At 68.1% G+C, this 22972-nt stretch carries 19 protein-coding genes; 10 read left to right on the forward strand and 9 right to left on the reverse strand.

Features of this window, described 5'->3' with window-relative positions; translation table 11 throughout:
• Positions 1–104 precede the first annotated feature (104 nt).
• Both IEX72_RS03060 and IEX72_RS03065 read left to right on the forward strand, forming a co-directional pair.
• On the forward strand, positions 105–1766 hold the full coding sequence (locus tag IEX72_RS03060) for a TraB/GumN family protein (protein ID WP_188785912.1): 1662 nt from the start codon (positions 105–107) through the stop codon (positions 1764–1766).
• Complete coding sequence (locus tag IEX72_RS03065) at positions 1763–2398, forward strand: zinc metalloprotease (protein WP_188785913.1); 636 nt, start codon at positions 1763–1765, stop codon at positions 2396–2398. The genes IEX72_RS03060 and IEX72_RS03065 overlap by 4 nt, the downstream gene beginning before the upstream one ends.
• Positions 2399–2483: 85 nt before the next feature.
• Here IEX72_RS03065 and IEX72_RS03070 read toward each other — a convergent pair whose 3' ends face one another.
• Positions 2484–2753, reverse strand: a complete 270-nt coding sequence (locus tag IEX72_RS03070; protein WP_188785914.1) for a hypothetical protein — start codon at positions 2751–2753, stop codon at positions 2484–2486.
• Positions 2754–3069: 316 nt separating this feature from the next.
• Here IEX72_RS03070 and purM point away from each other — a divergent pair, with 316 nt between their 5' ends.
• Positions 3070–4095, forward strand: coding sequence for a phosphoribosylformylglycinamidine cyclo-ligase (gene purM, locus IEX72_RS03075; protein WP_188785915.1), 1026 nt, complete (start codon positions 3070–3072; stop codon positions 4093–4095).
• A gap of 461 nt (positions 4096–4556) precedes the next feature.
• Here purM and IEX72_RS03080 read toward each other — a convergent pair whose 3' ends face one another.
• Positions 4557–6671 (reverse strand): methyl-accepting chemotaxis protein, encoded by a 2115-nt coding sequence (locus IEX72_RS03080; protein ID WP_188785916.1) that lies wholly within the window; start codon positions 6669–6671, stop codon positions 4557–4559.
• Between the two features lie 439 nt (positions 6672–7110).
• On the opposite strand from IEX72_RS03080, the gene IEX72_RS03085 reads away from it, so the two are divergent.
• Both IEX72_RS03085 and IEX72_RS03090 read left to right on the forward strand, forming a co-directional pair.
• Positions 7111–9141: a hydantoinase/oxoprolinase family protein gene (locus IEX72_RS03085; RefSeq protein WP_188785917.1), complete on the forward strand. Its 2031-nt coding sequence runs from the start codon at positions 7111–7113 to the stop codon at positions 9139–9141.
• On the forward strand, positions 9138–10787 hold the full coding sequence (locus IEX72_RS03090) for a hydantoinase B/oxoprolinase family protein (RefSeq protein WP_188785918.1): 1650 nt from the start codon (positions 9138–9140) through the stop codon (positions 10785–10787). The genes IEX72_RS03085 and IEX72_RS03090 overlap by 4 nt, the downstream gene beginning before the upstream one ends.
• A gap of 48 nt (positions 10788–10835) precedes the next feature.
• On the opposite strand, the gene IEX72_RS03095 is transcribed toward IEX72_RS03090, so the two are convergent.
• Both IEX72_RS03095 and IEX72_RS03100 read right to left on the reverse strand, forming a co-directional pair.
• Entirely contained in the window at positions 10836–11282 is a 447-nt protein-coding gene (locus IEX72_RS03095) for a DUF5820 family protein (RefSeq protein WP_229663715.1), read from the reverse strand.
• Between the two features lie 504 nt (positions 11283–11786).
• A complete protein-coding gene (locus IEX72_RS03100) occupies positions 11787–13172 on the reverse strand; it encodes an NAD(P)/FAD-dependent oxidoreductase (RefSeq protein ID WP_188785919.1) in 1386 nt (461 codons plus the stop codon).
• Between the two features lie 205 nt (positions 13173–13377).
• Here IEX72_RS03100 and IEX72_RS03105 point away from each other — a divergent pair, with 205 nt between their 5' ends.
• Genes IEX72_RS03105 through IEX72_RS03115 form a run of 3 tightly spaced genes read left to right on the forward strand, consistent with a single transcriptional unit; the run spans position 13378 to position 16443 of the window.
• The gene (locus IEX72_RS03105; RefSeq protein ID WP_188785920.1) at positions 13378–14319 is read left to right on the forward strand and encodes an extracellular solute-binding protein; all 942 of its coding nucleotides are present in this window, start codon (positions 13378–13380) and stop codon (positions 14317–14319) included.
• A 28-nt stretch (positions 14320–14347) separates the two neighbouring features.
• Positions 14348–15166, forward strand: a complete 819-nt coding sequence (locus tag IEX72_RS03110) for an ABC transporter permease (RefSeq protein ID WP_188785921.1) — start codon at positions 14348–14350, stop codon at positions 15164–15166.
• On the forward strand, positions 15163–16443 hold the full coding sequence (locus IEX72_RS03115) for an ATP-binding cassette domain-containing protein (protein ID WP_188785922.1): 1281 nt from the start codon (positions 15163–15165) through the stop codon (positions 16441–16443). The genes IEX72_RS03110 and IEX72_RS03115 overlap by 4 nt, the downstream gene beginning before the upstream one ends.
• Here IEX72_RS03115 and IEX72_RS03120 read toward each other — a convergent pair whose 3' ends face one another.
• Together IEX72_RS03120 and IEX72_RS03125 are read right to left on the reverse strand one after the other, a co-directional pair.
• Positions 16444–17241 carry an endonuclease III domain-containing protein gene (locus IEX72_RS03120; protein ID WP_188785923.1) on the reverse strand — a complete coding sequence of 266 codons (798 nt, stop codon included), beginning with the start codon at positions 17239–17241 and terminating at the stop codon, positions 16444–16446.
• A gap of 83 nt (positions 17242–17324) precedes the next feature.
• Entirely contained in the window at positions 17325–18350 is a 1026-nt protein-coding gene (locus tag IEX72_RS03125; protein WP_188785924.1) for an iron transporter, read from the reverse strand.
• Positions 18351–18683: 333 nt separating this feature from the next.
• On the opposite strand from IEX72_RS03125, the gene IEX72_RS03130 reads away from it, so the two are divergent.
• Both IEX72_RS03130 and IEX72_RS03135 read left to right on the forward strand, forming a co-directional pair.
• Entirely contained in the window at positions 18684–19256 is a 573-nt protein-coding gene (locus IEX72_RS03130) for an outer membrane protein assembly factor BamB family protein (RefSeq protein WP_188785925.1), read from the forward strand.
• A complete protein-coding gene (locus IEX72_RS03135; protein WP_188785926.1) occupies positions 19253–19534 on the forward strand; it encodes a hypothetical protein in 282 nt (93 codons plus the stop codon). Before IEX72_RS03130 ends, IEX72_RS03135 begins: the two co-directional genes overlap by 4 nt.
• Before the next feature lie 12 nt (positions 19535–19546).
• Here IEX72_RS03135 and IEX72_RS03140 read toward each other — a convergent pair whose 3' ends face one another.
• From IEX72_RS03140 to trmB, 3 genes are all read right to left on the reverse strand, one after another.
• Positions 19547–20602 (reverse strand): hypothetical protein, encoded by a 1056-nt coding sequence (locus IEX72_RS03140; RefSeq protein WP_188785927.1) that lies wholly within the window; start codon positions 20600–20602, stop codon positions 19547–19549.
• A 6-nt stretch (positions 20603–20608) separates the two neighbouring features.
• Complete coding sequence (gene priS / locus IEX72_RS03145; RefSeq protein WP_188785928.1) at positions 20609–21766, reverse strand: DNA primase small subunit PriS; 1158 nt, start codon at positions 21764–21766, stop codon at positions 20609–20611.
• Between the two features lie 84 nt (positions 21767–21850).
• Positions 21851–22912, reverse strand: coding sequence for an HTH-type sugar sensing transcriptional regulator TrmB (trmB, locus tag IEX72_RS03150; protein WP_188785929.1), 1062 nt, complete (start codon positions 22910–22912; stop codon positions 21851–21853).
• Positions 22913–22972: the final 60 nt, after the last annotated feature.

Genomic DNA, 22972 nt, shown 5'->3' on the forward strand with positions numbered 1-22972 from the left:
CCTGAAGGGTGGAAATCTACGCTTTGCGACCGACGGTCGCGGCACTGGATCGGCTCCCGCGACGCTCCGACAGTAGTAAAAACCGCGCCGCGGTAGAGAGGCCAATGAGTGAGGAAGCGGCCGGCGAGGGTCGCGTCCGGGTTGTCGGCACCGCCCACGTCTCCGAGGAGAGCGTTCGGGAGGTCGAAGACACCATCGAGGCCGAGCGGCCGGACGTTGTGGCGGTCGAACTCGACGAGGGGCGATACCGCCAGCTCAAAGGCGGCGAGCCAGACGATATCACGCCTGGCGACCTGCTCCGCGGCAACACCGTCTTTCAGTTCATCGCCTACTGGATGCTGTCGTACGTCCAGACGCGGCTCGGCGAGAAGTTCGACGTGACTCCCGGTGCGGACATGCTCTCGGCGGTCGAGACAGCCGAGGAAGGAGACATCGACGTCGCCCTCGTCGACCGCGACATCAACGAGACGATGCGGCGGTTCTGGTCGGCCATGAGCTCGGTCGAGAAGCTCCGGATGATCGGCGGGCTAGCGTTCGGGCTCGGCGACAGCCGCGGGGTCGGGCTTGCAGCCGGGGTTGTGTTGGGACTGCTTCTGGGGCCGTTCGTGGCGATCTTCGGCGGGACCGTCGGGCTCGACGCCGTGATCCTGTCGCGGGTTACCGGGGGGGCCGTGCTCGCGGTCGGCGTCGCCGCCGCTGTGTGGCTGTTCGGTGGGTCGGTCCTCTCGGCGGCCGACCGCGCGAGTGTCGCGGTGGGCGGGGGGATCGCAGTCGGTGCGGTCGCCGGCGTCGGACTGGGGCTTGCGGCGCCCATCGTCGACTCCCTCGGACCGTTTACCGTCCGCGTTGTGGGGAGTATGGCGCTGGGGGTCCTCGGCGGCGTGGCCGTCGGGGGACTCCTGGGGCAGTTCGCCGCGGCCTTTGGGGGCACTGAACCGGACGACGTCGAAGAGTTCGATATGGCAGAACTGACCGACACCGACGTGGTGACTGCGATGATGGAGGAGTTCCGGCAGTTCTCCCCGGGCGGCGCCGCCGCCCTGATCGACGAGCGCGACGCGTTCATCGCCCACAAGTTGGTGGCGCTCCGGCAGACCGGGGCCGATGTGGTCGCTGTCGTCGGCGCGGGTCACCGCGAAGGGATCGAGCGATACCTCAACAACCCGACCGAGCTTCCGCCGATGGCGTCGCTAACCGGCACCAGCGGCCGGGGAATCCCGTGGGCTAAGATCGTCGGAACCGGCATCTCCGTCGTCGTGATCGGCTTCTTTGCCCTGTTGGCGCTGTCGTCGGCCGGCGACGGGGCTTTGCTCCGGCTGTTCGGCGCGTGGTTCCTGATCAACGGGGTGTTCGCGGCGGGGCTGGCGAAGGGCGCAGGCGCGAGGTGGCTGTCGTCGCTCGCCGGCGGCGCAGTCGCGTGGATGACCTCGATCAACCCGTTCTTGGCGCCGGGGTGGTTCGCGGGGTACGTCGAACTCCAGTACACGCCGGTGAACGTCTCCGATATCGGGACACTAAACCAGATCCTCGCCGACGAGGAGCGGCCAATCCCCGAACTGGTCTCGGACATGTTCGGGGTCCCACTGTTCCGCCTGATCGTGATCGTTGCCGCGACCAACATCGGGAGTATCATCGCCTCCGCGCTGTTCGTTGCGTACCTGCTCCCGCTGTTCGCGCTTGACCTCGGCGGCGCGACGGGAGTGACGCGGCTGCTCTTTGAGGGCGCACAGAACGGGTGGGAGATCGTGTGGGGGGCGGTCGTGTGAACGTTTCCGGACTCTCCTTCAGCGCCCGCGAACTCCGGGATCTGGGACTAGCGTGGGCCGCTCTCGGGATCGCGTTCGCCATCTTCTTCGCCGGCGGCGGCCAGCGAGCGGTCGACGCCATCTCGGGCGGCGGCGTGGTGGCCCCGGTGCTCCTCAGCCTGTTGACCGCCGGCACCGCTTTTCTGATCCACGAACTCGCCCACAAGGTTGTGGCGATCCGATACGGCCAGATCGCGGAGTTCCGCGCGGACTACGGTATGTTGTTTCTGGCAGTCGTCAGCTCGCTCGCGGGATTCATCTTCGCCGCACCCGGCGCCGTCTACCACCGCGGGCGGCTGACTCGGCGCGAACACGGCCTCATCGCGCTAGCCGGTCCGGCGGTAAACGTCGGGCTGGCCGTTCTCTTCATCCCAGTATTCGTCGCCGGAACAGCGGTCGACTCGGGCTTTCTCGCCTTGGTCGGGTCACGAGGGCTCGTGATCAACCTCTTTCTGGCGGCGTTCAACATGCTCCCGTTTGGTCCGCTCGACGGCAAGACGGTCCTCGGGTGGAGCAAGCCGGTGTTTGCCGGGTTCTTTATTCCCGCACTGGCCCTAACGGTCGGCGCGTTCCTGCTCGGGTTCGGATTCTGACAAACGGGTACGGCCAGGTCCCGGTTCGGTGGTGTCCGGGACATCCTTGTGGCGGTAGCGACCCGACGAGTGGAGAGGGCGTCGGCTACTCCTCGCCCACCGGGTGGTAGCCGTGGCCCAGGACGAACGCCCCGGCGTTGACGCCGACAAGCGCCACGAACAGGAGCGCTTCGCTACCCGTCAGGCCGCCGGCGAGGAGGGGGAGATACGCGGCCGGTAGGACGATCGCGGCCCAGAAGCTCGCGACCTGCACGTTCCGGAGGGCGGTCCGGACCGTGTCGCTCACGGCACGACCGGCGCGACGCAGGCTGTCGCGTTCGACCGGGAGATCGGAGGAGCGGGGGACGTGAGACATGTGTTTCGGCTCACTCTCCGGTAGGGCGGGGACCCACATATAACGCACAGAGGCTTCACTCGTTTCGCGACGGTTTACCGCCGCAGTCGACGTTTCACCGACGTTTCATAACCCTCTCAAATCGTCGTAAACCGTTCAAAAACACATCTGTGTCCGTATCTCCGAGTTGCACGCGAGAACAGCGTGCACCACCGCGGACCCGGAGTCGCGACACGCTGGCGGTACGACAGCGGCGGCCGCCGTCGCTGCCAGGCCCTCACGAGGGTCACCCGCGCGGACCGGACGTATTTTGCGTGCGCGTTCCGGGGGTTGTGGTATGACCGACGACCGCCCGGATGGGACCGAGAGTCACGACGGAGACAGCGCGGGAGCAGACGACGATGCCAACTCGCTGACGTACGCCGATGCGGGCGTCGACATCGGCGCGAGCGAGGCGGCGACCGCGGCGCTCGTGGGTGCCGTCGGCGGGAGCGAGGGCGACTACGCCGGCCTGTTGGACATCGGCGACCGGTACCTCGCGCTCGCGACCGACGGAGTCGGGACGAAGCTCCTTGTCGCCGAAGCACTGGGAGACTACTCGACGGTCGGGATCGACTGTATCGCCATGAACGCGAACGACCTCGTCGCCGCGGGCGTCCGGCCGGTGGCGTTCGTCGACTACCTCGCGGTCGATGAACCCGACGAAGCGTTCGCCGAACAGGTCGGCGAGGGGTTGCGAGCCGGCGCCGACGAGGCGGGTCTGGAGCTAGTCGGCGGCGAAACCGCGGTGATGCCCGAGGTGATCCGAGGGCTCGACCTGGCGGGGACCTGCGCCGGCCTCGTCGCGAAGAACGCGGTCTTGCCCGGAGTAGCCGAACCCGGTGACGCCCTGGTCGGGTTCCCCTCGTCGGGGATCCACTCCAATGGGCTGACGCTCGCTCGGACTGCCAGCACCCGCGAACACGAGTACACCACCCCCTGTCCGTTCGGCGACTACGACACCCTCGGTGAGGCGCTGCTCGAACCGACTCGAATTTACACGCACCTGCTTAGTCCGATGCGCGAGCACGACGTCAGGGCCGCCGCCCACATCACCGGCGGCGGGTGGACCAACCTCGAACGCTTGGGCGACAACCGGTACGTCGTCGACGACGCGTTCGACCCGCACCCGGTCTTCGAGTTCGTCCAGTCGGCAGGGGAGGTCGCCGACGCGGAGATGCACCGGACGTTCAACATGGGCACGGGGTTCGTCTGCGCGCTTGCCCCCGACGACGCCGCGGCGCTCGCGGCCGGCACTGACGGGCGCGTGATCGGTCGCGTCGCGTCCGGGTCCGGCGTCGCGATCCGCGGGCTCGAGCTCTGAGTCCGGCCCGCGAACCGGAGACTGGTATTTAGACTGTTGAACCGCCAAACAAGGATATTGGGGTTCTTGGTCGAGCACAGACGATGTCGTCGAAGCAATCGACGACGCAGAGAGCGAAGAGGTATTGGAGTACTTCACTGAAAAACAGGAACTCGACCGACTACACGACGGGGAGCGTGGTCTCGGACAGGTTCGCCGTGCTGCTCTCAAATCGCCCTCGGCACCAGACCGGATTAAGTTGCTGTGTTGAATAGACGCTGAGTCACGGTCACAGCGGTTCACACAGCGGTTCTATGTTGATGATGGCAAACATCAATGACATCACCGTATTCAACCGTCCCTGTCTAGTGTTCATCTCGTCACTTCCTTCGCAGCGCTGCTGCATCGTCGCCGTTGTACTCGAAACGCCACGTGTTGGCCTCGGTATCGGCTTTCCGGAGGGGGTAGCCCGGCGTCCGTCCTCAGGATCGAGTTTCGAACTCGGAAACGTTGTCGTCGAGGGTGGCCGCGATTGCAGAGAGCTGTTGGACGTTCGTGCTCACTTCCGAGACCGAGGCGGTCTGTTCTTGGGTTGCCGCCGAGACGTCGCTGGCTTCTGCGGCGGTCTGCTGGCTCACGCTCGACACGTCGTCCACCATCGCAACCACCTCCTCCGACGACGCTGCTTGGTCTTCGGTGGCCTCGCTGATCTCCTGTATACCCGCCTCGGCGTCGTCGACCGCCGTTGCGATCTCATCGAACATCTCGATCGTGTCTTCGATGGTCTCTGATCCCCGTTCGACGCGGTTCCGCATCGCTTCGATCCCCTCGACTGTGTCGCCCGCCGTCGACTGGACCATCGCGATCCGGTTTTCGATGTCCGTGGTCGCGTCACTGACCTGCTGTGCGAGGCCCTTGATCTCGTCTGCCACGACCGCGAACCCATCGCCGGCCGCTCCGGCCCGGGCCGCCTCGATGGACGCGTTCAACGCGAGTATGTTGGTCTGTTCGGCGATCCCGGTGATCAGATCGACGATGTCTCCGATCTCCTCCATCTTCTCGTCGAGTGTCTTGACCTGCCCCACCGCGTCGTCCGCCTGCGCTTCGATGGCACTGATCTCCTCGGTCGCTTCGGCCGCGTACTCCTGGCCCGTTTCGCTGCGTTCGACGGCTGTCTCGGCCGTCGAAGCCACCTGGTCTGCCGAGGAGGCGATCTCCTCGATGGTCGCAGACACGTCGTTCATCTCCCCCGCAACCTGACCGAGATTCTCACTTTGGGTGTCTGCGCCGTGGGAGATTTCCTCGACCGAGCCGGCGACCTGTTGGCTCGCCTGTTCGATCTCTTCGGTGCTCTCTGCGATCAGGTCACTCGAGGAAGCCACCTCATCGGCGACGTCCTGGATGGTTCCCACGCTGTTGCTGAGTTGGTCGATCCCCGCTTCGAGGTCTCGTAACACGCTGCCGTACACGCCGGGGTAGTCGGTCTCGAACCGACGGCCGAGCTGTCCGGTCTTCAGCCCGTCACTCGCCGTCGCGATCTGCGAGAAGGCGTCCGAGAGTGTGTCCGTCCCCGCTTCGAGGTCGTCGAGGACAGCGCCGTACTGCCCCGGCTTATCGGATTCGATGGTCTGCTCTAGGTCGCCCGTCCGGAGGCTGTTGCTCGCGTTCTGTATCTCCCCGAAACTGGTCGTGAGTTGGGTTGTCCCCGAGTCGAGGTGTCGCATGATCTCCCCGTACTGCCCCGGGAACTCGGTGTTGATGTCCTGGTGGAAGTCCCCCGTTTCGAGGTTGCGGCTCACAGTATCGAGGTCACTGAAGACCGCGCGGAGCTTTCGCTGCATCGCTTTGATCGCGGTTACCATCTGTCCGATTTCGTCGTCCTCAACGTGGTCATCGATCTCCGTGGTGAGGTCCCCGTTATTGGCCGCAACCGCGGCCTCGGTCAGTTGTGTGATGGGCTTTGTGATGCGTCTGGCTACGAACAGCCCGATCACAATGGCGAAGACGAACGCACCGATCGTGAGTCCGATGACTTCCATCTGTGCGCTCTGCGTGGTGGTGTCAGCCAGGGCGACCTGGGCAGTGAGGTCTTGCTGGGCCGATTCCGCGATGAGGTGGGCCTCCTCCTCCATCCCGACTCGTAGCTCCTCCATCCGGGCCGACTTCTGTGCAGCGAGGTCGTCGTTACCGGCGCTCTTTGCCTCGAAGAACTCCGCGCCGAGCTGACTGTACTCCCGATGCTGTGATTGGAGGGTCTCAAACCGCTCTGTCTGTTCTGCGGTCAACTCCCTCTCCCGGAGTCGCTCCGCGTGTTCGGTGTAGAGCGCGCTTGCGTCGTCGAACTGTTGCTGTGCGCCTGCCTCGCCCAGTTGGGCCGATTGGACCGCATTTCGTTGTCGTTCGATGGCGACAACCATCTCCGACGACGCGTCTATCTTGACTCCGTCTTCAGCGATCAGGTGTGCCTCCTCGTCCACGGAGCCAACTGCCGTGTACCCGACGGCCCCGGTCACACCGACTAACACAGCAACGAGAGCGAACGCGAGGATCAGTTTCGGCCTCAGGCCCAGTTGATCGATGGTGACTCTGTCAAGCATCAGTAGAGGATGAAATTAACAGCTAATTAATACGCTCACTCGGTATCAGTCGTGATTTCCACCGAATTACCGAGGAAGGGCTATGGTATATCCATATATGATCGAAATTTTCGTCGAAAAGTATAGTTAATCGAGAGTATTTACCACAATCAGAATTTGCGCTCGGCCCTCACCCGCCCGGCCCGACCGGACGCAGGTCCGCGCGAGCGACGGGGGGGGCGGTCGGAAACCGCGTCGCTCGGTCGCTCCGTTGAGACCGGCCAGCGCGGGCCCCCGAAGCCGAGCGGACGGCGCGGGCGGTCGGATCAATCATAGACGGCCGCGGTGGAACAGCAATCCTTTTTCACTGTTCCACCGTCATACGATACCGAATGCGACGATCTGACAACCGACACGCCCGACGGGACGCCCGCGGGCGCCCCCCGCGTCCGGCACCCGCATGACGCCCCGCGTCGCCGTCGATGTCGGTGGGACGTTCACCGACGTGGCGCTCGTGACTGAGTCGGAGACGCTCGTGACCGCGAAAGTCCCCTCGACCGCCGACCAAAGCGAGGGGGTGATCACCGGGATCGAGAAAGCCTGTGCGGCGGCCGAGATCGATCCCGCCGCGATCGCGGAGTTCTCCCACGCCACGACCGTTTCCACCAACGCGCTACTCGAGCGGAGCGGCGCGCGGACCGCCCTCGTCACCACTGAGGGGTTCCGTGACGTACTGGAGATCGGGCGTCAGAGCCGACCCGCGCTGTACGATCTCCACGGCCAGAAACCCGCGCCGCTGGTTCCGCGGTCGCGACGATACGAACTCCCGGAGCGTGCCACGCCCGACGGGATTGAGCGACCGGTCGACCCGGAAGCGGTTCGAGCGCTTGCGGCGACGATTCGCGACGCGGACGTCGAGAGCGTCGCGGTCGCGCTGCTGCACGCGTACGTCACCCCCGAAAATGAAACGCGAGTCGCGGCGGTGCTCCGTGAGGAACTCGACGTACCGGTGTCGACCTCCCACGCGGTGTTGCCGGAGTTCCGGGAGTTCGAGCGGACCGCAACCACTGTGATCGACGCGTACGTCACGCCCGCGATCGACCGGTATCTCGGCAATCTGACCGACCGCGCCGCGGCAGCGGGGATCCCCGAACCACAGATTATGCAGTCTAACGGCGGGGTCGCGACCGCCGACACCGTCCGCACCCACGCGGTCGGGACCGCGCTCTCCGGCCCCGCGGCGGGCGTCGTTGGCGCCGACAGGGCGGTGCGGACGATCCAGGCGTCCGACGACCGCCCCGGCTTTGTCACGTTCGACATGGGCGGAACCTCAAGTGACGTCAGCCTCGTCCGCGACGGCGACGCCGAGCGGACCACCGACACCACCATCGACGGGATCCCGATCAGCACTCCGATGGTCGACATCAACACCATCGGCTCCGGCGGAGGGTCGATCGCGTGGGTCGATTCCGGGGGCGCACTGCGGGTCGGGCCCCAGTCGGCCGGTGCCGATCCCGGGCCGGCGTGTTACGGGAACGGCGGCGACGAACCGACCGTCACGGACGCGAACGTCGTGCTCGGCTACGTCGGCGAGACCACGGCGCTCGGCGGCGAACTCTCGATCGACGTCGCGGCCGCGGAAGCCGTCTTAGCGGAGCTCGCCGCCGACGCAGGACTCGGAAGCGCCCGCGCCGCAGCGAGGGGCGTCTACCGGGTCGCGAACGCGAAAATGACCCGCGCGATCCGGGAAATCACCGTCGAACGCGGGTTCGACCCCCGGGAGTTCGGGCTGGTCGCGTTCGGCGGCGCCGGCCCGATGCACGCCGTGGGCGTCGCCGACGACCTCGACATCGGGACCGTGATCGTGCCCGTGGCGTCGGGGGTACTCTCCGCGTATGGCCTTCTCGCCGCCGACGAGCGGTACGACCGGGTCCGAACCCACCTGACTCGGCTCGACGACGCGACCCCGGAGCGGATCGCGGACGTCGTGACCGACCTCGTCGCCGGCGCGGTCGCGGAGTCAACGGTGGCCGACCCGGCGGTCGAGCACGAAGCAGATCTCCGGTACGTGGGGCAGAGCTTCGAGCTGACGGTTCCGATCGACCTCCCGTTCGATCCTGCGGCGGTCCGGTCGCGGTTCCACGCCGCACACGAGCGGGCCCACGGGTACCGGATGGACGCCGGGGTCGAACTCGTGAACCTCCGTGCGACCGCTCGCGCGGAGCGCTCGGTCGCGGAGACGCGCTACGACGCCGCCGGGGACAGCCTCTTCGACACCCGGACGGCGGAGTTCGGCGGTGAGACCCACGAGGCGGCGGTCCGCGACCGGCTGGCCGTCCCTGCGGGCACGACGATAGAAGGGCCAGCCATCCTCGAAGCGGCCGAGACCACGACGGTCGTCCCGCCAACGTGGACCGCGACGGTCCGAGACACCGGCGCGCTCGTCGTCCGTCCGAAAACTGACACACCTGACGAAACCGACACCCGATGACAGAACCGACACACACCGGGGAGTTCGACCCTGTGACGCTCGAGATCATCCGGAACCGACTCGAAGGTATCGCCGAGGAGATGGGACAGGTCCTGATCCGCGGGGCCTACTCTCCGAACATCAAGGAGCGCCAGGACTGCTCTACTGCCCTTTTCGACGCCGCGGGTCGAATGGTCGCGCAAGCCGAGCACATCCCGGTTCACCTCGGCGCGATGCCCGAGGCTGTCGCCGCCGTCCGGGACCGCGGCCCCGAACCCGGCGAGGCGTACATCCTGAACGACCCGTTCGCGGGCGGGACCCACCTCCCGGACGTGACTGTGGTCTCGACCATCGCCCCGGACGAGCGGGTCCTCGGCTACGCGGTCACCCGTGCACACCACGCCGACGTCGGCGGCGGCATCCCGGGGAGCATGCCCGCGGGGGCGACCGAGATCTACCAGGAAGGACTCCGGATCCCCGGCGTCCGGATTGTCGCGGACGGCGAGACCGACGAGGACCTTCTGGAGTTCGTGCTCGCGAACGTCCGCAACCCCCAGGAACGCCGCGCCGACCTCCGCGCGCAACTTGCGGCCAACGAGCGCGCCGGCCAACGGATCGCCGGGCTGCTCGACGAGTACGGCCGCGACGGGCTGGCGGGCGCGTTCGACGCGGTCATCGACTACGCCCGAGAGCGGATCGAGACCGAGATCGCAGCGATCCCCGACGGCACCTACGGGGCGACGGACGTGCTCGAAGGCGACGGTGTCACCGACGAGGACATCCCGATTGTCACGACGGTGACCGTCGACGGCACGGCGGTGACCGTCGACTTCGAGGGAACCGCCGACCAGGTCACGGGGAACACGAACGCGCCGCTGTCGGTCGCGGCGAGCGCGACCTACTTTGTCGTCCGCGCGGTGACCGACCCCGAGATCCAGCCCAACCATGGGTGCTACGACCCGATCGACGTCGACGCGCCGGAGGGGTCGCTGTTGAATCCGACGCCGCCGGCGGCGGTCGTTGGGGGCAACGTCGAGACCAGCCAGCGGGTGACCGACGTCGTGCTGGCGGCCTTCTCGGAGGCGCTTCCGGACACTGTGCCCGCCCAGGGACAGGGCACCATGAACAACACCGTCATCGGCAGCCAGCGCGACGACGGGGAGGCCGGGGGGTTCACCTACTACGAGACGGTCGGCGGCGGCGACGGCGCCGGTCCGGAGACCGACGGGATGGACGGCGTCCAGGTGGGGATGACGAACACGCTGAACACCCCGATCGAGGCGCTCGAAACCGAGTATCCCCTGTCGGTTGAGCGGTACGCGCTCCGCCCTGGGAGCGGCGGCGACGGTCGCCACCGCGGTGGACTCGGGATCGAGCGGTCAGTCACCGTCGAGACCGACGCGGTGGTGTCGCTTCTGACCGAGCGCCGCCGCTACGCCCCGCAGGGTACGGCTGGCGGCGACCCCGGGGCGACCGGCGAGAACCTGATCGACGGCGACCCGGTCCCCGCGAAGACGACCGTCGAGGTCGACGCGGGCACTACTGTCACAGTCCGGACGCCCGGCGGTGGCGGCTACGGCGACCCCGACGAGCGGCAGACAGACGACCGCGACCGCGACCGGCGGGACGGGAAAACCGGGAGTGACCCCGGACCCGACACCGAGTGAACGCCCGCCCGTGTCTGCGGGGCAGCGATCGCTCCGGCCGACACCCGTTTACTCCCGCCCGATCACCTCGTCCAACCGCTCGAAGTAGTCCTCCCGCGGCACCTGGTAGGCGGCCCGGTAGTCGACCGCTCCCGCCGCGAACCGGCTGGCGATGTCGTTGGCCCCCTCAACGGCGGCCGCGCGGGTGTCGTACGCCTCGGTGACGGCCTCAACCTCGGGCTCCAGCGTGAGGACCGCGCGCCATGTGTCGGTCCTGACCCGCGAGGCGCCGGGACGCGGTGCCCGAGACCGGTTCGAGACCAGGATGGTCGGGAGACACGGCGCCGGGAGGTCGTTGGCCTCGTTGAACACCTCGGGGCGGTATACCAGGATCCGGCGACCGCGGGGCTCGTCGTTCCAGACCGTCCACCCCGGCGGTGGGTCCGGGGCGCCGCTGCCGTCGTCAGGTGAGTCGTCCGCCGACAGGTCGCCGTTGGAGGTTCCGTCGCCGCTCATACGCTACCTCCGGCGTGATCACACAAATACTCCTGGACCGTCACCAGGGTACTGTTCAAATAAGCGATGCGTGATCAAGCAACCGACCCCGGGCGGGACTGAAAGGGACCGCGGTCTCGGCGAACCCCGGCGTTCACGGGGGCGGAGCCGCCGTGAGCTCGGGATAGCGGAGCTCTCCCGGTGATGCACGGACCGGAGGTCCCGCCCGACTCGCGGGACTCCCGCCCGGGGGTGGTTTTCCGGCCGGTCGGTGCCCAACTACTGCCCACCTCTCGCGCCTGAAGACGCGGGAATCCGACCACCGGATTCGGGTGGTCGTCGCCCGTCGGTTCCACCCCGCACCCAGGGGAACCCGGCCACACGTCGGGGGAACTCTCGGTTGTCTCCCTTGTGGGGCTGTGGTTCGGCCACTGAGGCCCAATCGAACCCCGTGTCCGCTCACTCCCCCACAGGGGTACCCGCTCGTGTCTGTGTCACGACCCCGAGAGCGGCCGCTACGGCCGCCTATACGACGTACGACGACTCCGGGATCTGGACGTACCGGCCGTTCCGCGCGGCAAACTTTGCGCGTTTGTAGCTCAAGACCAACCGGGCGGCGCCGACGCCGGCGCGGACGTTTTTGGCCTTGAGGATGCTGTACCCGCCCCCGTTGTCCAGGAGGCGCCGAGCCGTCGAGAACGCCCAGTCCCAGTCGTCGGGGCGGTAGTCGTGGACGACGTCCGCCATTGCGACGTTCCGGAGGATTTCGTCGCCGATCGCGTTCTTCCAGTGGTCGTTGTACGGCGTGAGGTCGCCGTCTGCGGCGAGTTCGCCCGCGATCGCACCCGTCCTGACGGCGGTGTGGTCGCCGCCCTCGTGGAACGCCGACGTCGACCCCATCGCGCCGCCGACGACTGCGATCCCCGCCGCGGTCGGGGAGTCGATCGGCCGGGTCGACGAGATGGCGTAGGTCTCGGTGCCGTCGGACTTCCCGCGATCCTCAACGAGCGGGAAGTCGGATGCAACGTCGTACTCGTCGCCGTACTCGCTCTCGAGGAGCCGGCGGATGTACTCGCTTCCCTGCGGGATCCGGGAATCGTCGGGTCCCAAGAGCGGGTAGGCGCTCCTGTCGTCCACGTCGTCGATGGCAAGTCCGATCGGCATCGTGAGCCCGATTCGGGCGACGGTGCCGTCGTTCGGGAAGATCCACGGGTAGGCGGTGTGGCCGGGCATGTGTCCCCACCAGAATTTGATCGCGCCCGCGACGTCCTCGTACACCGGTTCGGGGAGGCGGCGGTGCTCCTGGTAGGCGATGTGGTTGGTCTCGCGGGTCGAGAGCCGGTCAGTGACGTCGAACGGGAGGTACTCGTCCAGCACGCCGGACGTGACCTGTCGCTGTGGCCCGTCAGCCAGGATCAGAAACTCGCACCCGACGTTCTCGCCGCTCGAGAGTCGGAGTCGGTGGCGGGGCTCCCCGGCCGCGCCGAGGTCCGTCTCGACGCCACGGACCGACGCCCCGGTCCGGTAGGCCGCCCCGACCTCGACCGCGCGGTCGCGGAGGAAGTCGTCGAACCGCGCCCGGTGCATACAGAACCCGAAGTTGTCGTACGAGGAGTCGATCCCGGTCGAATGCATAGTGAGCGACTCGCCCGGCCCAACGAACTCCGCGCGGTCGAGTTCGCCGAGCACGACGTCGTCGGGCATCTCGTCGGGGTGGATGCCCATGATGTCAACCCAGTAGTCGAGAATTCCAGCGGCGTCGGTCGAGTCCGGTCCCAACCGCCCCGACCGATCCGACCGCGGCACCCCTTTCTCGAGGACTACCGCCGACGCCCCGGCCGACGCCGCAGCGTGGGCGGCCGACGACCCCGCGGGACCGCCGCCAACGATAGCCACGTCGAATCGCTCCATATGGCTACTCCGGCCCCGGTTCGGTATTATACTGTCGGACGGCTACGGCTCTCACACCCCGACGCGGACGAGGTGGGGTGACGGGTGCTCGGCCCACACCCCGGAGGGGTGGTACCGGCCCGGACCCGAGCCGGACGGAGAACCCATTAGTGGTTACATTAACTACGAAAAGTAAACACGATCGGCGACCCACTGTTAGGTCAAGATGGTTGCACCGAACGGGGGGACGCGCCGGACGCGGCGGGAGGTCCTCGCCGCTGGGGCGGCGACGGTGGCCGGCGGCGTCGCCGGATGTCTCGACAGCGGCGCGGGCGCGGTGAGCGTTCTGTCGGCCGGGAGCCTCGCACGGACCTTTGAGGAGCACGTCGGTCCGGCGTTCGAGTCGGAGACCGGGATCGAACTCCGCGGGGAGTACTACGGCACCAACGCTCTCATCCGGATGGTCGAAGACCGGACAAAACACCCGGATGTGGTCGTGAGCGCGGACGCGGCCCTGTTGCGGGATCGGCTCTACGGGTCGGTCACCGACTGGGATGTCGCGTTCGCCGCAAACAGCCTCGGGATCGGCTACGACACCCGGACCCGACTGGGGAGTCGGCTCGACGCCGGCGACCCGTGGTACGAACTGGCGCCGAACGCCGACTCCGACGACATCTCGATCGCGGACCCCGACCTTGACCCCCTCGGCTACCGGGCCGTCCAGGGGTTCGAGTTGGCCGGCCGCACCCACGACCTCCCCACCCTCAAGCGGAGGATGCTCGGTATCGTCTACCGGGAACCCGAGGAACCACAGCTGGTAACAGGCGTCACAACGGGGTCGCGGGCGGCTGCGATTGTCTACCGGAATATGGCCGTTGACCACGGAATCGGCTTCTCGGAGTTCCCGGCGGAATACAACTTCGCTGACCCCGACCTCGCGGACCACTACGCCACCGTGGAGTACACCACCGACGGGGGGTACACCGCGCCGGGCCGGCCCATCCTGTACAACGTCACAGTGTGCGACGACGCTGACGCTCCGGCGGCGGGTCGCCGGTTCGTGGAGTTCCTCGCCGACAACCCGGATCGGCTGACTGCGGCGGGGCTGTCCGTCGGTGAAGAGCTTCCCCGGGCCGCTGGCGACATACCGGAGGCGATCGACCCGTGACCACGGTGAACCCGGCGGTGGGTTACGGATGAGCCGCGAGACCAGCCGGAGCGATCCGGCGTCGCTCCGGCGGCCCGAGTTGCTCGTCCCCGCGCTCCTCGGCGGACTGGTGGTGGTGTACGTGCTCGTCCCGGTCGTGGCGTTCCTGTCGCGGACCGGGACCGCAGGTGTCGTCGCCGGACTGTCGGAGCCAGGAGCCCAGACCGCGATCCGGAACTCCCTCCTCACGGCGCCTGTCGCGACTGCGGTCGCAACGGTGTCGGGTGTGCCCTTGGCGTACGTCCTCGCCCGTCGGTCGTTCCCCGGAAAACGGCTGGTGGAGTCGCTGGTGGTGCTTCCCCTGGTGCTCCCGCCCGTTGTCGGCGGCGCGATGCTTCTGACCGCTGTCGGCCGGTTCACGCCGATCGGACGCGTCGCGGCGGCGGCGGGGCTCCCGCTCACGGGAAGCCTTCTCGGCGTGGTGCTCGCACAGACGTTCGTGGCCGCACCGTTCGTCGTCGTCACCGCCCGGGCGGGGTTCGGCGCGATCGACGAGCGCCTGGAGCACGCGTCGCGGTCGCTGGGGTACGGCCCGGTTGCGACGTTCCGGAACGTCTCGCTCCCGCTGGCCCGCGGGTCGATCATCGCCGGGGTCGTGTTGACGTTCGCGCGGGCGATTGGCGAGTTCGGTGCGACGATGATGGTGGCGTACAACCCCCGGACGATGCCCACCCGGATCTGGGTCAAGTTCATCTCGGGCGGGATCGACGAGATCGTTCCGGTCGCGGTGGCACTGCTCGTGGTTGCGCTCGTGGTTCTGACCGCGGTCCAACGCGTCGGGCGCGTTTCGACGGTGGTCGACCGGTGACCCTCGAACTCGACAGTGTTTCCCACCGGTACGGCGGCGACCTCGCGGTTGATGACGTCTCCTTCGGCGTCGACCCGGGAGAACTCGTCGGCGTGGTGGGGCCGAGCGGGTGCGGAAAGACCACGCTAGTCCGGGCGATTGCGGGGCATCTCCACCCGACAGCCGGTCGAGTGCTCCTCCGCGGCCGCGACGTCACCGGCGACCCCCCGGAGTCGCGCCGCATCGGCTTGGGGTTCCAGGAGTCGACGCTGTATCCACACATGACCGTCGCCGAGAACGTTGCCTACGGCGTGGCGGCGCGCGACGACGGTCCCGAACGGCGCGAGGGCGTTGTCTCCGAACACCTAGAGCTGGTGGGGCTGGCTGACGAGCGGGAGGCGTATCCGGGGAGCCTCAGCGGCGGACAGCGGCGTCGCGTGGAACTCGCCCGGGCGCTCGCACCGGAGCCGGACCTCCTGGTGCTCGATGAGCCACTCTCCGCACTTGACCGGGCGCTCCGCACCCGACTCCGGGAAGAGATCGACCGGCTACACCGGGAGACCGGCGTGACGACGCTTTTTGTCACCCACGATCAGACCGACGCGCTGGCGCTTTCGGACCGGCTGGTGGTGATGGCCCGCGGACGGGTCGCCGCGGTCGGGACGCCGCGGGAACTCTACGAGTCGCCGCCGACGCCGTTTGTCGCGTCGTTCCTCGGGCGCTCGACCGTGGTGCGGGGGAGGCTCGTCGGAACGTCGCCGCCACGCGTCGCCATCGGCGACACCGAACTCACCGTCGAAGGGGGAAACACCGACCGGTCGGTCGGGGAAACCGTAACTTGTCACGCCCGCCCGCGGCGCCTCAGTGTGCGATCGGATGACGGCACAGCATCCGACGGGGACGGCACAGCATCCGACGGGGACGGCACAGCATCCGACGGGGACGGCACGGCATCCGACGGGAACGGCACAGCATCCGACGGGAACGGCACGGCATCCGACGGGAACGGCACGGCATCCGACGGGGACGGCACAGCATCCGACGACGGCGCGTCCTCTCAGTCGCTCCGCGGCGAGGTGCTAGCAGTCGAGGATGCGGGCCGACGGTACAACGTACGCGTCGCGGTCGCTTCCGACGAGGAGTTGCTGATTGAGCGGACGGCGGCGCCGCCGTCAGTCGGGGAGTCGGTCGCGGTCGACTTCCCCGATGGGTCGGTGACGCTCTTTGGCACCGATTTCGAGGCGTCGGGGGACCCGGAGGGGGGAACGGCGGCGACTCCGCCGGTGCGTCGTGACTGATCAGTCCCCGGCGGCCTCCGCGGGGTCGACGACCGACTCCCCGACCTCGTCGACGCCGACGCGGTCGCACCGGCCGTAGAGCGGACACGCCTCCGGCCCGTCGAGACACGCGGGCTTCCGAGCGGTGCAGTACTCACGACCGAACTGGATCATCGCAGTATGGCCGAACCCACACTTCTCGGCGGGGACGTCGGCCTCCAACCGTGACCGGACTTCCTCGTGGCCGGCGTCGGCGGGGGCCAGCCCCATCCGGCGCGCGATCCGGTGGACGTGCGTATCGACGGGGAAGACGCCGTCGCGGCCGCCCGCAAAGAGGAGCACGCAGTCTGCGGTCTTCGGCCCGACCCCGTGGATGTCGAGGAGCGCGTCCCGAACCTCCCCGGGTTCGTCCTCCCGGACGAACTCGTCGAACGCGTCGGCGCCGCCGTACGCCTCGCGGATCCGGGCGGCGGCGTCGACGATCACCTCCGACTTCTGGTTGTACAGCCCCGCCGAGGAGATGGTCTCCGCGAGCCGTGCGCGTTCGGCGTCGGCGAGCGCGGCCGCGAGGCCGTCTCCCCCATACCGCTCCATCAGCGCGTCGTGGGCGGGCTGGGACGCCACGTCGCTGGTGTTCTGCGAGAGGATCGTCCGGACCAGCGACTCGAAGGCGTCCGTGCCGCCGTAGGTCTTCTGCCAGTACAACCCACCGAAGTCGTCGACGACCGCCTCCGCGCGGGTTCCGGTGGTTCCCGGCTCGAACGCGGCCGGTGCGGTGTCGGTGTCGCCGGCGATGTTCTCCCGTGGCTCGTCGGGCATACCCTGTGGGTACGCAGGAGTCGACAAAAGCCGTTGGGCCGGGTCCAGCGGTCGGAGTGGCGGGATCGCAGGGGTCCGGAAGCCTACGCCGGTTCGAGCTCGAAGGAGGGCATCTCCAGGAACGCGGTCTCGTAGCCGACGTGACGCGCGACGTGTGGGGGAACGTCAACCGTAACCTCGACCGTGCTCGACGCCGTGAGGCCCGCGAGCGACCGTCCGTAGTGGAACCCCAGATCGGGGTCGATCGCGGCGTCGAGTTCGACCGAATCGTCGGCGTCGACCGACGCCGACAGCCCCATCCCGGGGATCACGAGCCCGTTGTACGGCGTCCGCGCTGAGATGGCCAGGTACGGGTCCGATCCGAACCGGGCGGCGGTGACGACGCTCCCGACGAACGCAGCGTCCCCGCTTTTTCCCCGGCCGAGCGTCGCTCCGGGGAGTGGGTCGGGCGCAGAACCCGTGGGGAGCGCATCCATCGACATCGGCTCCACCGCGCCCGGCTGGAACCGCCGGTCGTCGAGCTGCCGGTACGGGATCTCCGAGAGCGCATCCGACGAGAACTCGAACGTGGTCGTCGCCTCGCCGCCCGCGCCGAACCGCCCCTCGAAGGCGCCGTACCGCGGGATCGACACCCCACCGACGCTCACGGTCACGTCGTAGGTCCCGTCGCCGTCGAGCGGGAAGTTCGCGCCGTAGTGAAAGCCCATCCGCTGGGACAGCATCGGATAGATCACCTCCTGGGTCACGAGGTCACCGCCCTTCGTGATATCGACCGAGAGACCCGTGTTCGGCACGACCATCCCGGTGTCGGCATCCCACGGAACCGCCATCAGGTGGACCGCGTCGTCGTCTCTGACGTCCGTCCGGTTCGTGACGTACGCGTCGCCGTCGCGCTCGACCGTCCAGAACCGGTGGGGGTACGAGTAGGTCACCCCAACCCGGAGGTCGCCGAGAGAGACCGTCTCGATCATCTCCATCCCCTCGACGTGGTCGGGGACGTAGACGCCCTCGGGCGTCGGTCGCGCGAACAGCCCGGACGCGCCGCCACATCCCGCGAGTGCGGCGATCGCGGCCGTTCCCGTGCCGGCCAGTACCTCCCGTCGCTTCATACCTGTGAGTAGGGCGCACGGACTCAAACTGGTTACGGTACGCCCACGCAGATCCGGTCGAACGGGGCTGACACCCTCACCGACCGGAGACTCCACCGTCTCACCACACTCGGCGGCGGCCACCTCGGCCGTGGCACCGACGTCCGGGAAGACCAACAGCGTGATTCCGACCGGACGAACCCACTGATCACCTCGGTCCGGAACCGCGATACTGGGGCGTATGGCCGTGGCTCGGAGGTGAGAATGGCTGTCCCCGCACCGGTGGGTCAGTTTTTTGATCCCACGCGGGCGATTACCCCACGTGTCGAGCGTTCGGTCCGGAGGTGGGTGTCGGTGGCGCTGACCCCTGTATGGAGTGTGGACCTCGACGCGTCACCATCGAGCCTCCACTGCCACGTGACCCCGGGAACACTCGCGGTCGGAATCGACCAGCAGGAGCCGACCGGTCCCGCGGTCGAACTCGTATCGACAGCCGACGGAGCGCGCCGCGGTAGAACAACTCTCGACGAGGCGTTGTCCGGGACGGAGTACTGCGCGTCGTCGGACGTCCTGCTCGCGGTCACCGATCAGGACCGCGTCTACGGGATCGAGCCGACGACCGTGGAACCGATATGGACGGCGGAAGCCACCGGTGTCGGCACGATCGGAGACGGGACGGCGTTCCTGTACGGCGGTCGAACCGTCTGGGCCGACGACACCGGCGACGGCGACCAGAAGTGGCAGACAGTGGTACCGGACGACGTGTCAGGTGACTTCAGATACGCCGATGGACGGCTGGTACTCCGTCTCGGAGATCGTGGCGACGAGTCCGTCGTCGCTCTCGATCCCGGGACCGGCAGACGGGAACCGTCGAACTCACGGCGATCGACGAAGAGTACACCATTGACGGCGGGGTGCTCTTCGTGACCGGACGGCTGTCGGTCGACGCGTATCCGCTCACGAGTGCCCCCGAGGCGCTCACCACACCCGGTGATCCGGAGAAGCCACCCACGGAGGTGACCGACGGGGCGGCCGATTCCGACGCCCGCGCGGGCCCCGGAGCCGACGGACCCCGGGGACCGTTATCCGGCGGCGACCGCGACGGGAACACCTCGGTGTCGTTCTGCCCCAGTTGCGGCTCGGACCTGACGGCGTACGACGAGCCGAACTTCTGTCCGGAGTGCGGCGACACCCTCCCCGGATGAGGCCGGCGCCGGTCACTCCAGGCGTTCGGCGGCACCCCGGTCGATGAGCGGCCCGGCGTTCGTCGCCGGCAGCCGCACCACGTCCTCGGATTCGAGGTCGTACTCCCGCTCGTCGACCCCGTAGATCCGTCCGACGTCCGCCGTGATCCTGAGCGTGACGCGGTCGTCGCGGGGGTCGGTCGCTCCGTCCGCGCCGACGGGTTCTTTTTCAGCACCGGGCGTGTTCACGTCGTCGCCTGCGTGTCGCGGTGACGGCCCGTCGCCGGCGACCGGTGGATCGGCCACGTTGCCGGCGGGGCGGGCAGCGTCGCCGCCGTCGGTCTCCGCGCCGTCGACGACCGGGACATCCTGCTCTGCGTCGGTCGCGGGATCGACGACGGCCTCCGGCGGGGAGGGGTCCTGCTCGGCGTCGGTCCGGGATCCGGATTCGGCCCCGTCGTCGGACGCCGACCCGTCGCCGTCACCACCCATTGCGGCCGCCAGCACGTCGTCCGGCGCCGGCGGGTCGTCGGCCGCCTCAGTTCCGGGTGGAGTTCCACCACTCCCCACGGCCGAGGCCGGTTCGGGATCCGTCCCCGTCGGGTCGACACCGTCGGACGGTGACTCCTCGGTCTCCGCTCCGGCGTCGGCGGCTGGCGGTGCCCCGTCCACGTCGATGTCGACATCGCTTCCGTCGCCGCCCTCGCCCGCGAGCGTGTCGAGGACGGTCCGCCGGTTCTGTTTGATCCGCTCGACCAGGTCGTCGAACAGCGCGCGTTCCTCGGCTGTGAGTCCGTTTTTGTCAGCGCCCATGTCCGCGGCCGCGAAGGAGGCGAGTTTGACCACCTTCCCGACGCGCCGCTCGTAGATCGCCTCAACGACGTCCTCCGCGGTCCCGATCTCGTCGGTGAGCCGCCGCACTTCGGGGTTGCCGTAGGGATCGTCGGCGCTCTCGGCGGTCCGCCGCCGCTCGGCTTTGCGTTCCGCGATGTAGGCGGCGACGTCCTCGTAGAACGAGTCCCGGAGGTGCTGGAGGCTGTCCTTTTGACGTTCGGTGCGTCGGACGCTCCGTAACTCGTCGATATCCATTCGGGGTCACTCCGTTCGTTTCTCGGCGCGGCCTCTGGTCATGAGAAAGACGCCGAGACACTCCTCGACAGACTGCTCTCCCTCCTGGATACTAAACGTGTCGCCGTCGAAGGTGACTGCTCCCGGTTCGGTGACAGTGATCCGGATATCGCGCCCACGGAACCGCTCCGGGATCGCGTCCGAAAGCGGCCGAAATCCCTGGATCTCGGCGCGCGAGAGCGGCGTCACCACCAGCCCCGAGCCGCCGTGGAGGCTCCCCGGAAGCCGGATGAGCCGCTTGGTGTCGGTGGTCACCGGCTCGTCGATCGGCGCGGTCTCGTCGTCGATGGTCTCCTCGGCGAGCGCGTCGACCAGGATCCGCGTCCCCGGCCCACCGGCTTCGACGTTGCCCGCGCGGATGGCGTCGAAGTTGTGCCTGAGTTGGCCGAGGATGGTTTCGGCGCGGCCCTCGCCGATCCCGTCGAGCTCCCGGAGCCGTTCGAGGGCTGCGTCCTCCTCTATCTCCCGCAGGGTCTCCGCGAGATCGACCAGCCGGGTGTGGACCCGCGCGCCCCACCCGCCGCGCCGGCGGAGCACCCGGCGAGTCGTGCCCTGGTGGGACTGGGTTCCGATCAGTCCGTCCCGGTCGACATCGATCGCGCGGACGTAGTCGACGATCTCCCGGCGCGCCTCGCTGTCGAGACTCCGCACCTCGGGGTCGCGGACGTGGACGTGGTAGCCCCGGCCGCCGGAGAAGACGACCGTGGTCTCCTCGAACCCGAAGTCGTCGTCGAGAACGTCGAGGAGGTTCAGGAGTTCCCCCTTGCACGCCGCCAACATCTCGACGTACGACGTCTCCTCGGGATCAACGCCCGGGAGGTGGTCGGCGTCGAGGTCGAACACCAGATCCGCCGACTGCCACCCCTTCTCGTCCATCGATCCCGCGCCGGGGTCCGCAAACCGCGCCGATGAAAAGTAGACGTGTCGGGGCGCAGTCCGGTGGAGGAAGTCGTCGAGGTCGCCGAGGTCCAGAAGCGACTGGTGGCGGACCATCGTGGTCGCCCCCGCGCTCCAGGGGATGTGGCCCCACTCGCGTCGGTCGGCAGCGGGCGGGAGAGAGACGCCGCTCCGGCGGTAGTAGTCGCCGAACCGCCCCTCGAGGTAGGTCCGCGTGCGAGCCTCCATCAGTCCGAGTCGATAGCGCGGGGCGGTGTAAAGCCGTTGTGTCTCGGCCGGGGCATCACCGGTCGCGACGACCCGTCGGCGTACTCACTCGAAGCGATTCCGATCCGGGATCCCGTCGCGTCCGAGGATGATCTCCTGTGCCTCGACATCCTCCAGCGACGCGACGAGGCCGCCGACCTCGAGCACACCGTTGTCGGTCTCCAGCCGGAGCGACGCCACCTCTTCGGTCTCCTCGAACGTCGTCGTCTCGATCTGCCCCTCAACAAGCACCGGATCGCCGGTCTCGACGTCGCGGCCGGTGATCGAGGCGTAAAACGGCCCTCTGATCTCCCGGACGTCCTTCACCGCACGCCGGATCGAGGCGTACCGCCGCGGGAACGGCCGGCGTTTCCCGTCGGTCGCGATGGTCTCAGCAGTCGACCACAGCACGGTTCCGAAAAATCCCGAGACGAGAAACCCCAGCGCCGACCGGTTGAAGATCACGCCGTAGCGCTCCCGGTCGTCCCGCAGCGCGTCCTGGGTCGCGTAGATCGAGTAGTTGCCGTCGGCGACCGCCAACACGGGCGTTGTGATTCCGCGACGGGCCCGCGCGATGGTGGCCACCTCCCCGTAGTCGAACTCCGCGGGGTCCGGCGCCCGGGCAGCGGGCGTCACGAGCAGGTCGATGCTCACGCCGTCGTCGATGGCGGCCGCCAGGTCCGCCCGGAACCGACGGAGCAGGTCGGGGGTGAGCGAGAGCACGAGTTCGTACTTCGCGTCGTCGATGATCTCCTCGACGTATCGGAGGATGGTCGACCGGGACTTCACCAACGACACGGCTTCGGTCTCCCGCGCGGGGGCGGTGTACCGCGCTCCGAGTTCGGAGACGAGGTCGTCGAGCGACTGTTTGACCCCCCCGAGTGCGTCCTCCGGGGCGACCGCGACGATCTTCATCGGCCGCGACTCCCGAAGTTCCACGAGCCCGCGGTCCGAGAGGCTGCGAACCGTGTCGTACACCCGCGGCTGTGGGATCTCCGTCCGGTCTGCGATCGCGGACGCAGTGAGCTCGCCGTGGTCCAGCACCGCGAGGTACGCTTCGATCTCGTACTCGCCGAGGTTGAACTGTTCGCCGACCTCTTCGAGGGTCGTCCGGAGGTCGTCTGTCATACGTGACGCTTCGCGCCCACCCATATACTATTTACTGTGCTCCGAGTAGCACGGGGTTTC

It is taken from the genome of Halobellus salinus (assembly GCF_014646875.1).
Classification (GTDB): Archaea; Halobacteriota; Halobacteria; order Halobacteriales; family Haloferacaceae; genus Haloquadratum; species Haloquadratum salinum.

Coding starts and splice junctions, on each gene's coding strand:
- IEX72_RS03060 (WP_188785912.1), top strand. CDS start 105: ATGAGTGAGGAAGCGGCCGGCGAGGGTCGCGTCCGGGTTGTCGGCACC.
- IEX72_RS03070 (WP_188785914.1), bottom strand. CDS start 2,753: ATGTCTCACGTCCCCCGCTCCTCCGATCTCCCGGTCGAACGCGACAGC.
- purM (WP_188785915.1), top strand. CDS start 3,070: ATGACCGACGACCGCCCGGATGGGACCGAGAGTCACGACGGAGACAGC.
- IEX72_RS03080 (WP_188785916.1), bottom strand. CDS start 6,671: ATGCTTGACAGAGTCACCATCGATCAACTGGGCCTGAGGCCGAAACTG.
- IEX72_RS03085 (WP_188785917.1), top strand. CDS start 7,111: ATGACGCCCCGCGTCGCCGTCGATGTCGGTGGGACGTTCACCGACGTG.
- IEX72_RS03090 (WP_188785918.1), top strand. CDS start 9,138: ATGACAGAACCGACACACACCGGGGAGTTCGACCCTGTGACGCTCGAG.
- IEX72_RS03095 (WP_229663715.1), bottom strand. CDS start 11,282: ATGAGCGGCGACGGAACCTCCAACGGCGACCTGTCGGCGGACGACTCA.
- IEX72_RS03100 (WP_188785919.1), bottom strand. CDS start 13,172: ATGGAGCGATTCGACGTGGCTATCGTTGGCGGCGGTCCCGCGGGGTCG.
- IEX72_RS03105 (WP_188785920.1), top strand. CDS start 13,378: ATGGTTGCACCGAACGGGGGGACGCGCCGGACGCGGCGGGAGGTCCTC.
- IEX72_RS03110 (WP_188785921.1), top strand. CDS start 14,348: ATGAGCCGCGAGACCAGCCGGAGCGATCCGGCGTCGCTCCGGCGGCCC.
- IEX72_RS03120 (WP_188785923.1), bottom strand. CDS start 17,241: ATGCCCGACGAGCCACGGGAGAACATCGCCGGCGACACCGACACCGCA.
- IEX72_RS03125 (WP_188785924.1), bottom strand. CDS start 18,350: ATGAAGCGACGGGAGGTACTGGCCGGCACGGGAACGGCCGCGATCGCC.
- IEX72_RS03140 (WP_188785927.1), bottom strand. CDS start 20,602: ATGGATATCGACGAGTTACGGAGCGTCCGACGCACCGAACGTCAAAAG.
- priS (WP_188785928.1), bottom strand. CDS start 21,766: ATGGAGGCTCGCACGCGGACCTACCTCGAGGGGCGGTTCGGCGACTAC.
- trmB (WP_188785929.1), bottom strand. CDS start 22,912: ATGACAGACGACCTCCGGACGACCCTCGAAGAGGTCGGCGAACAGTTC.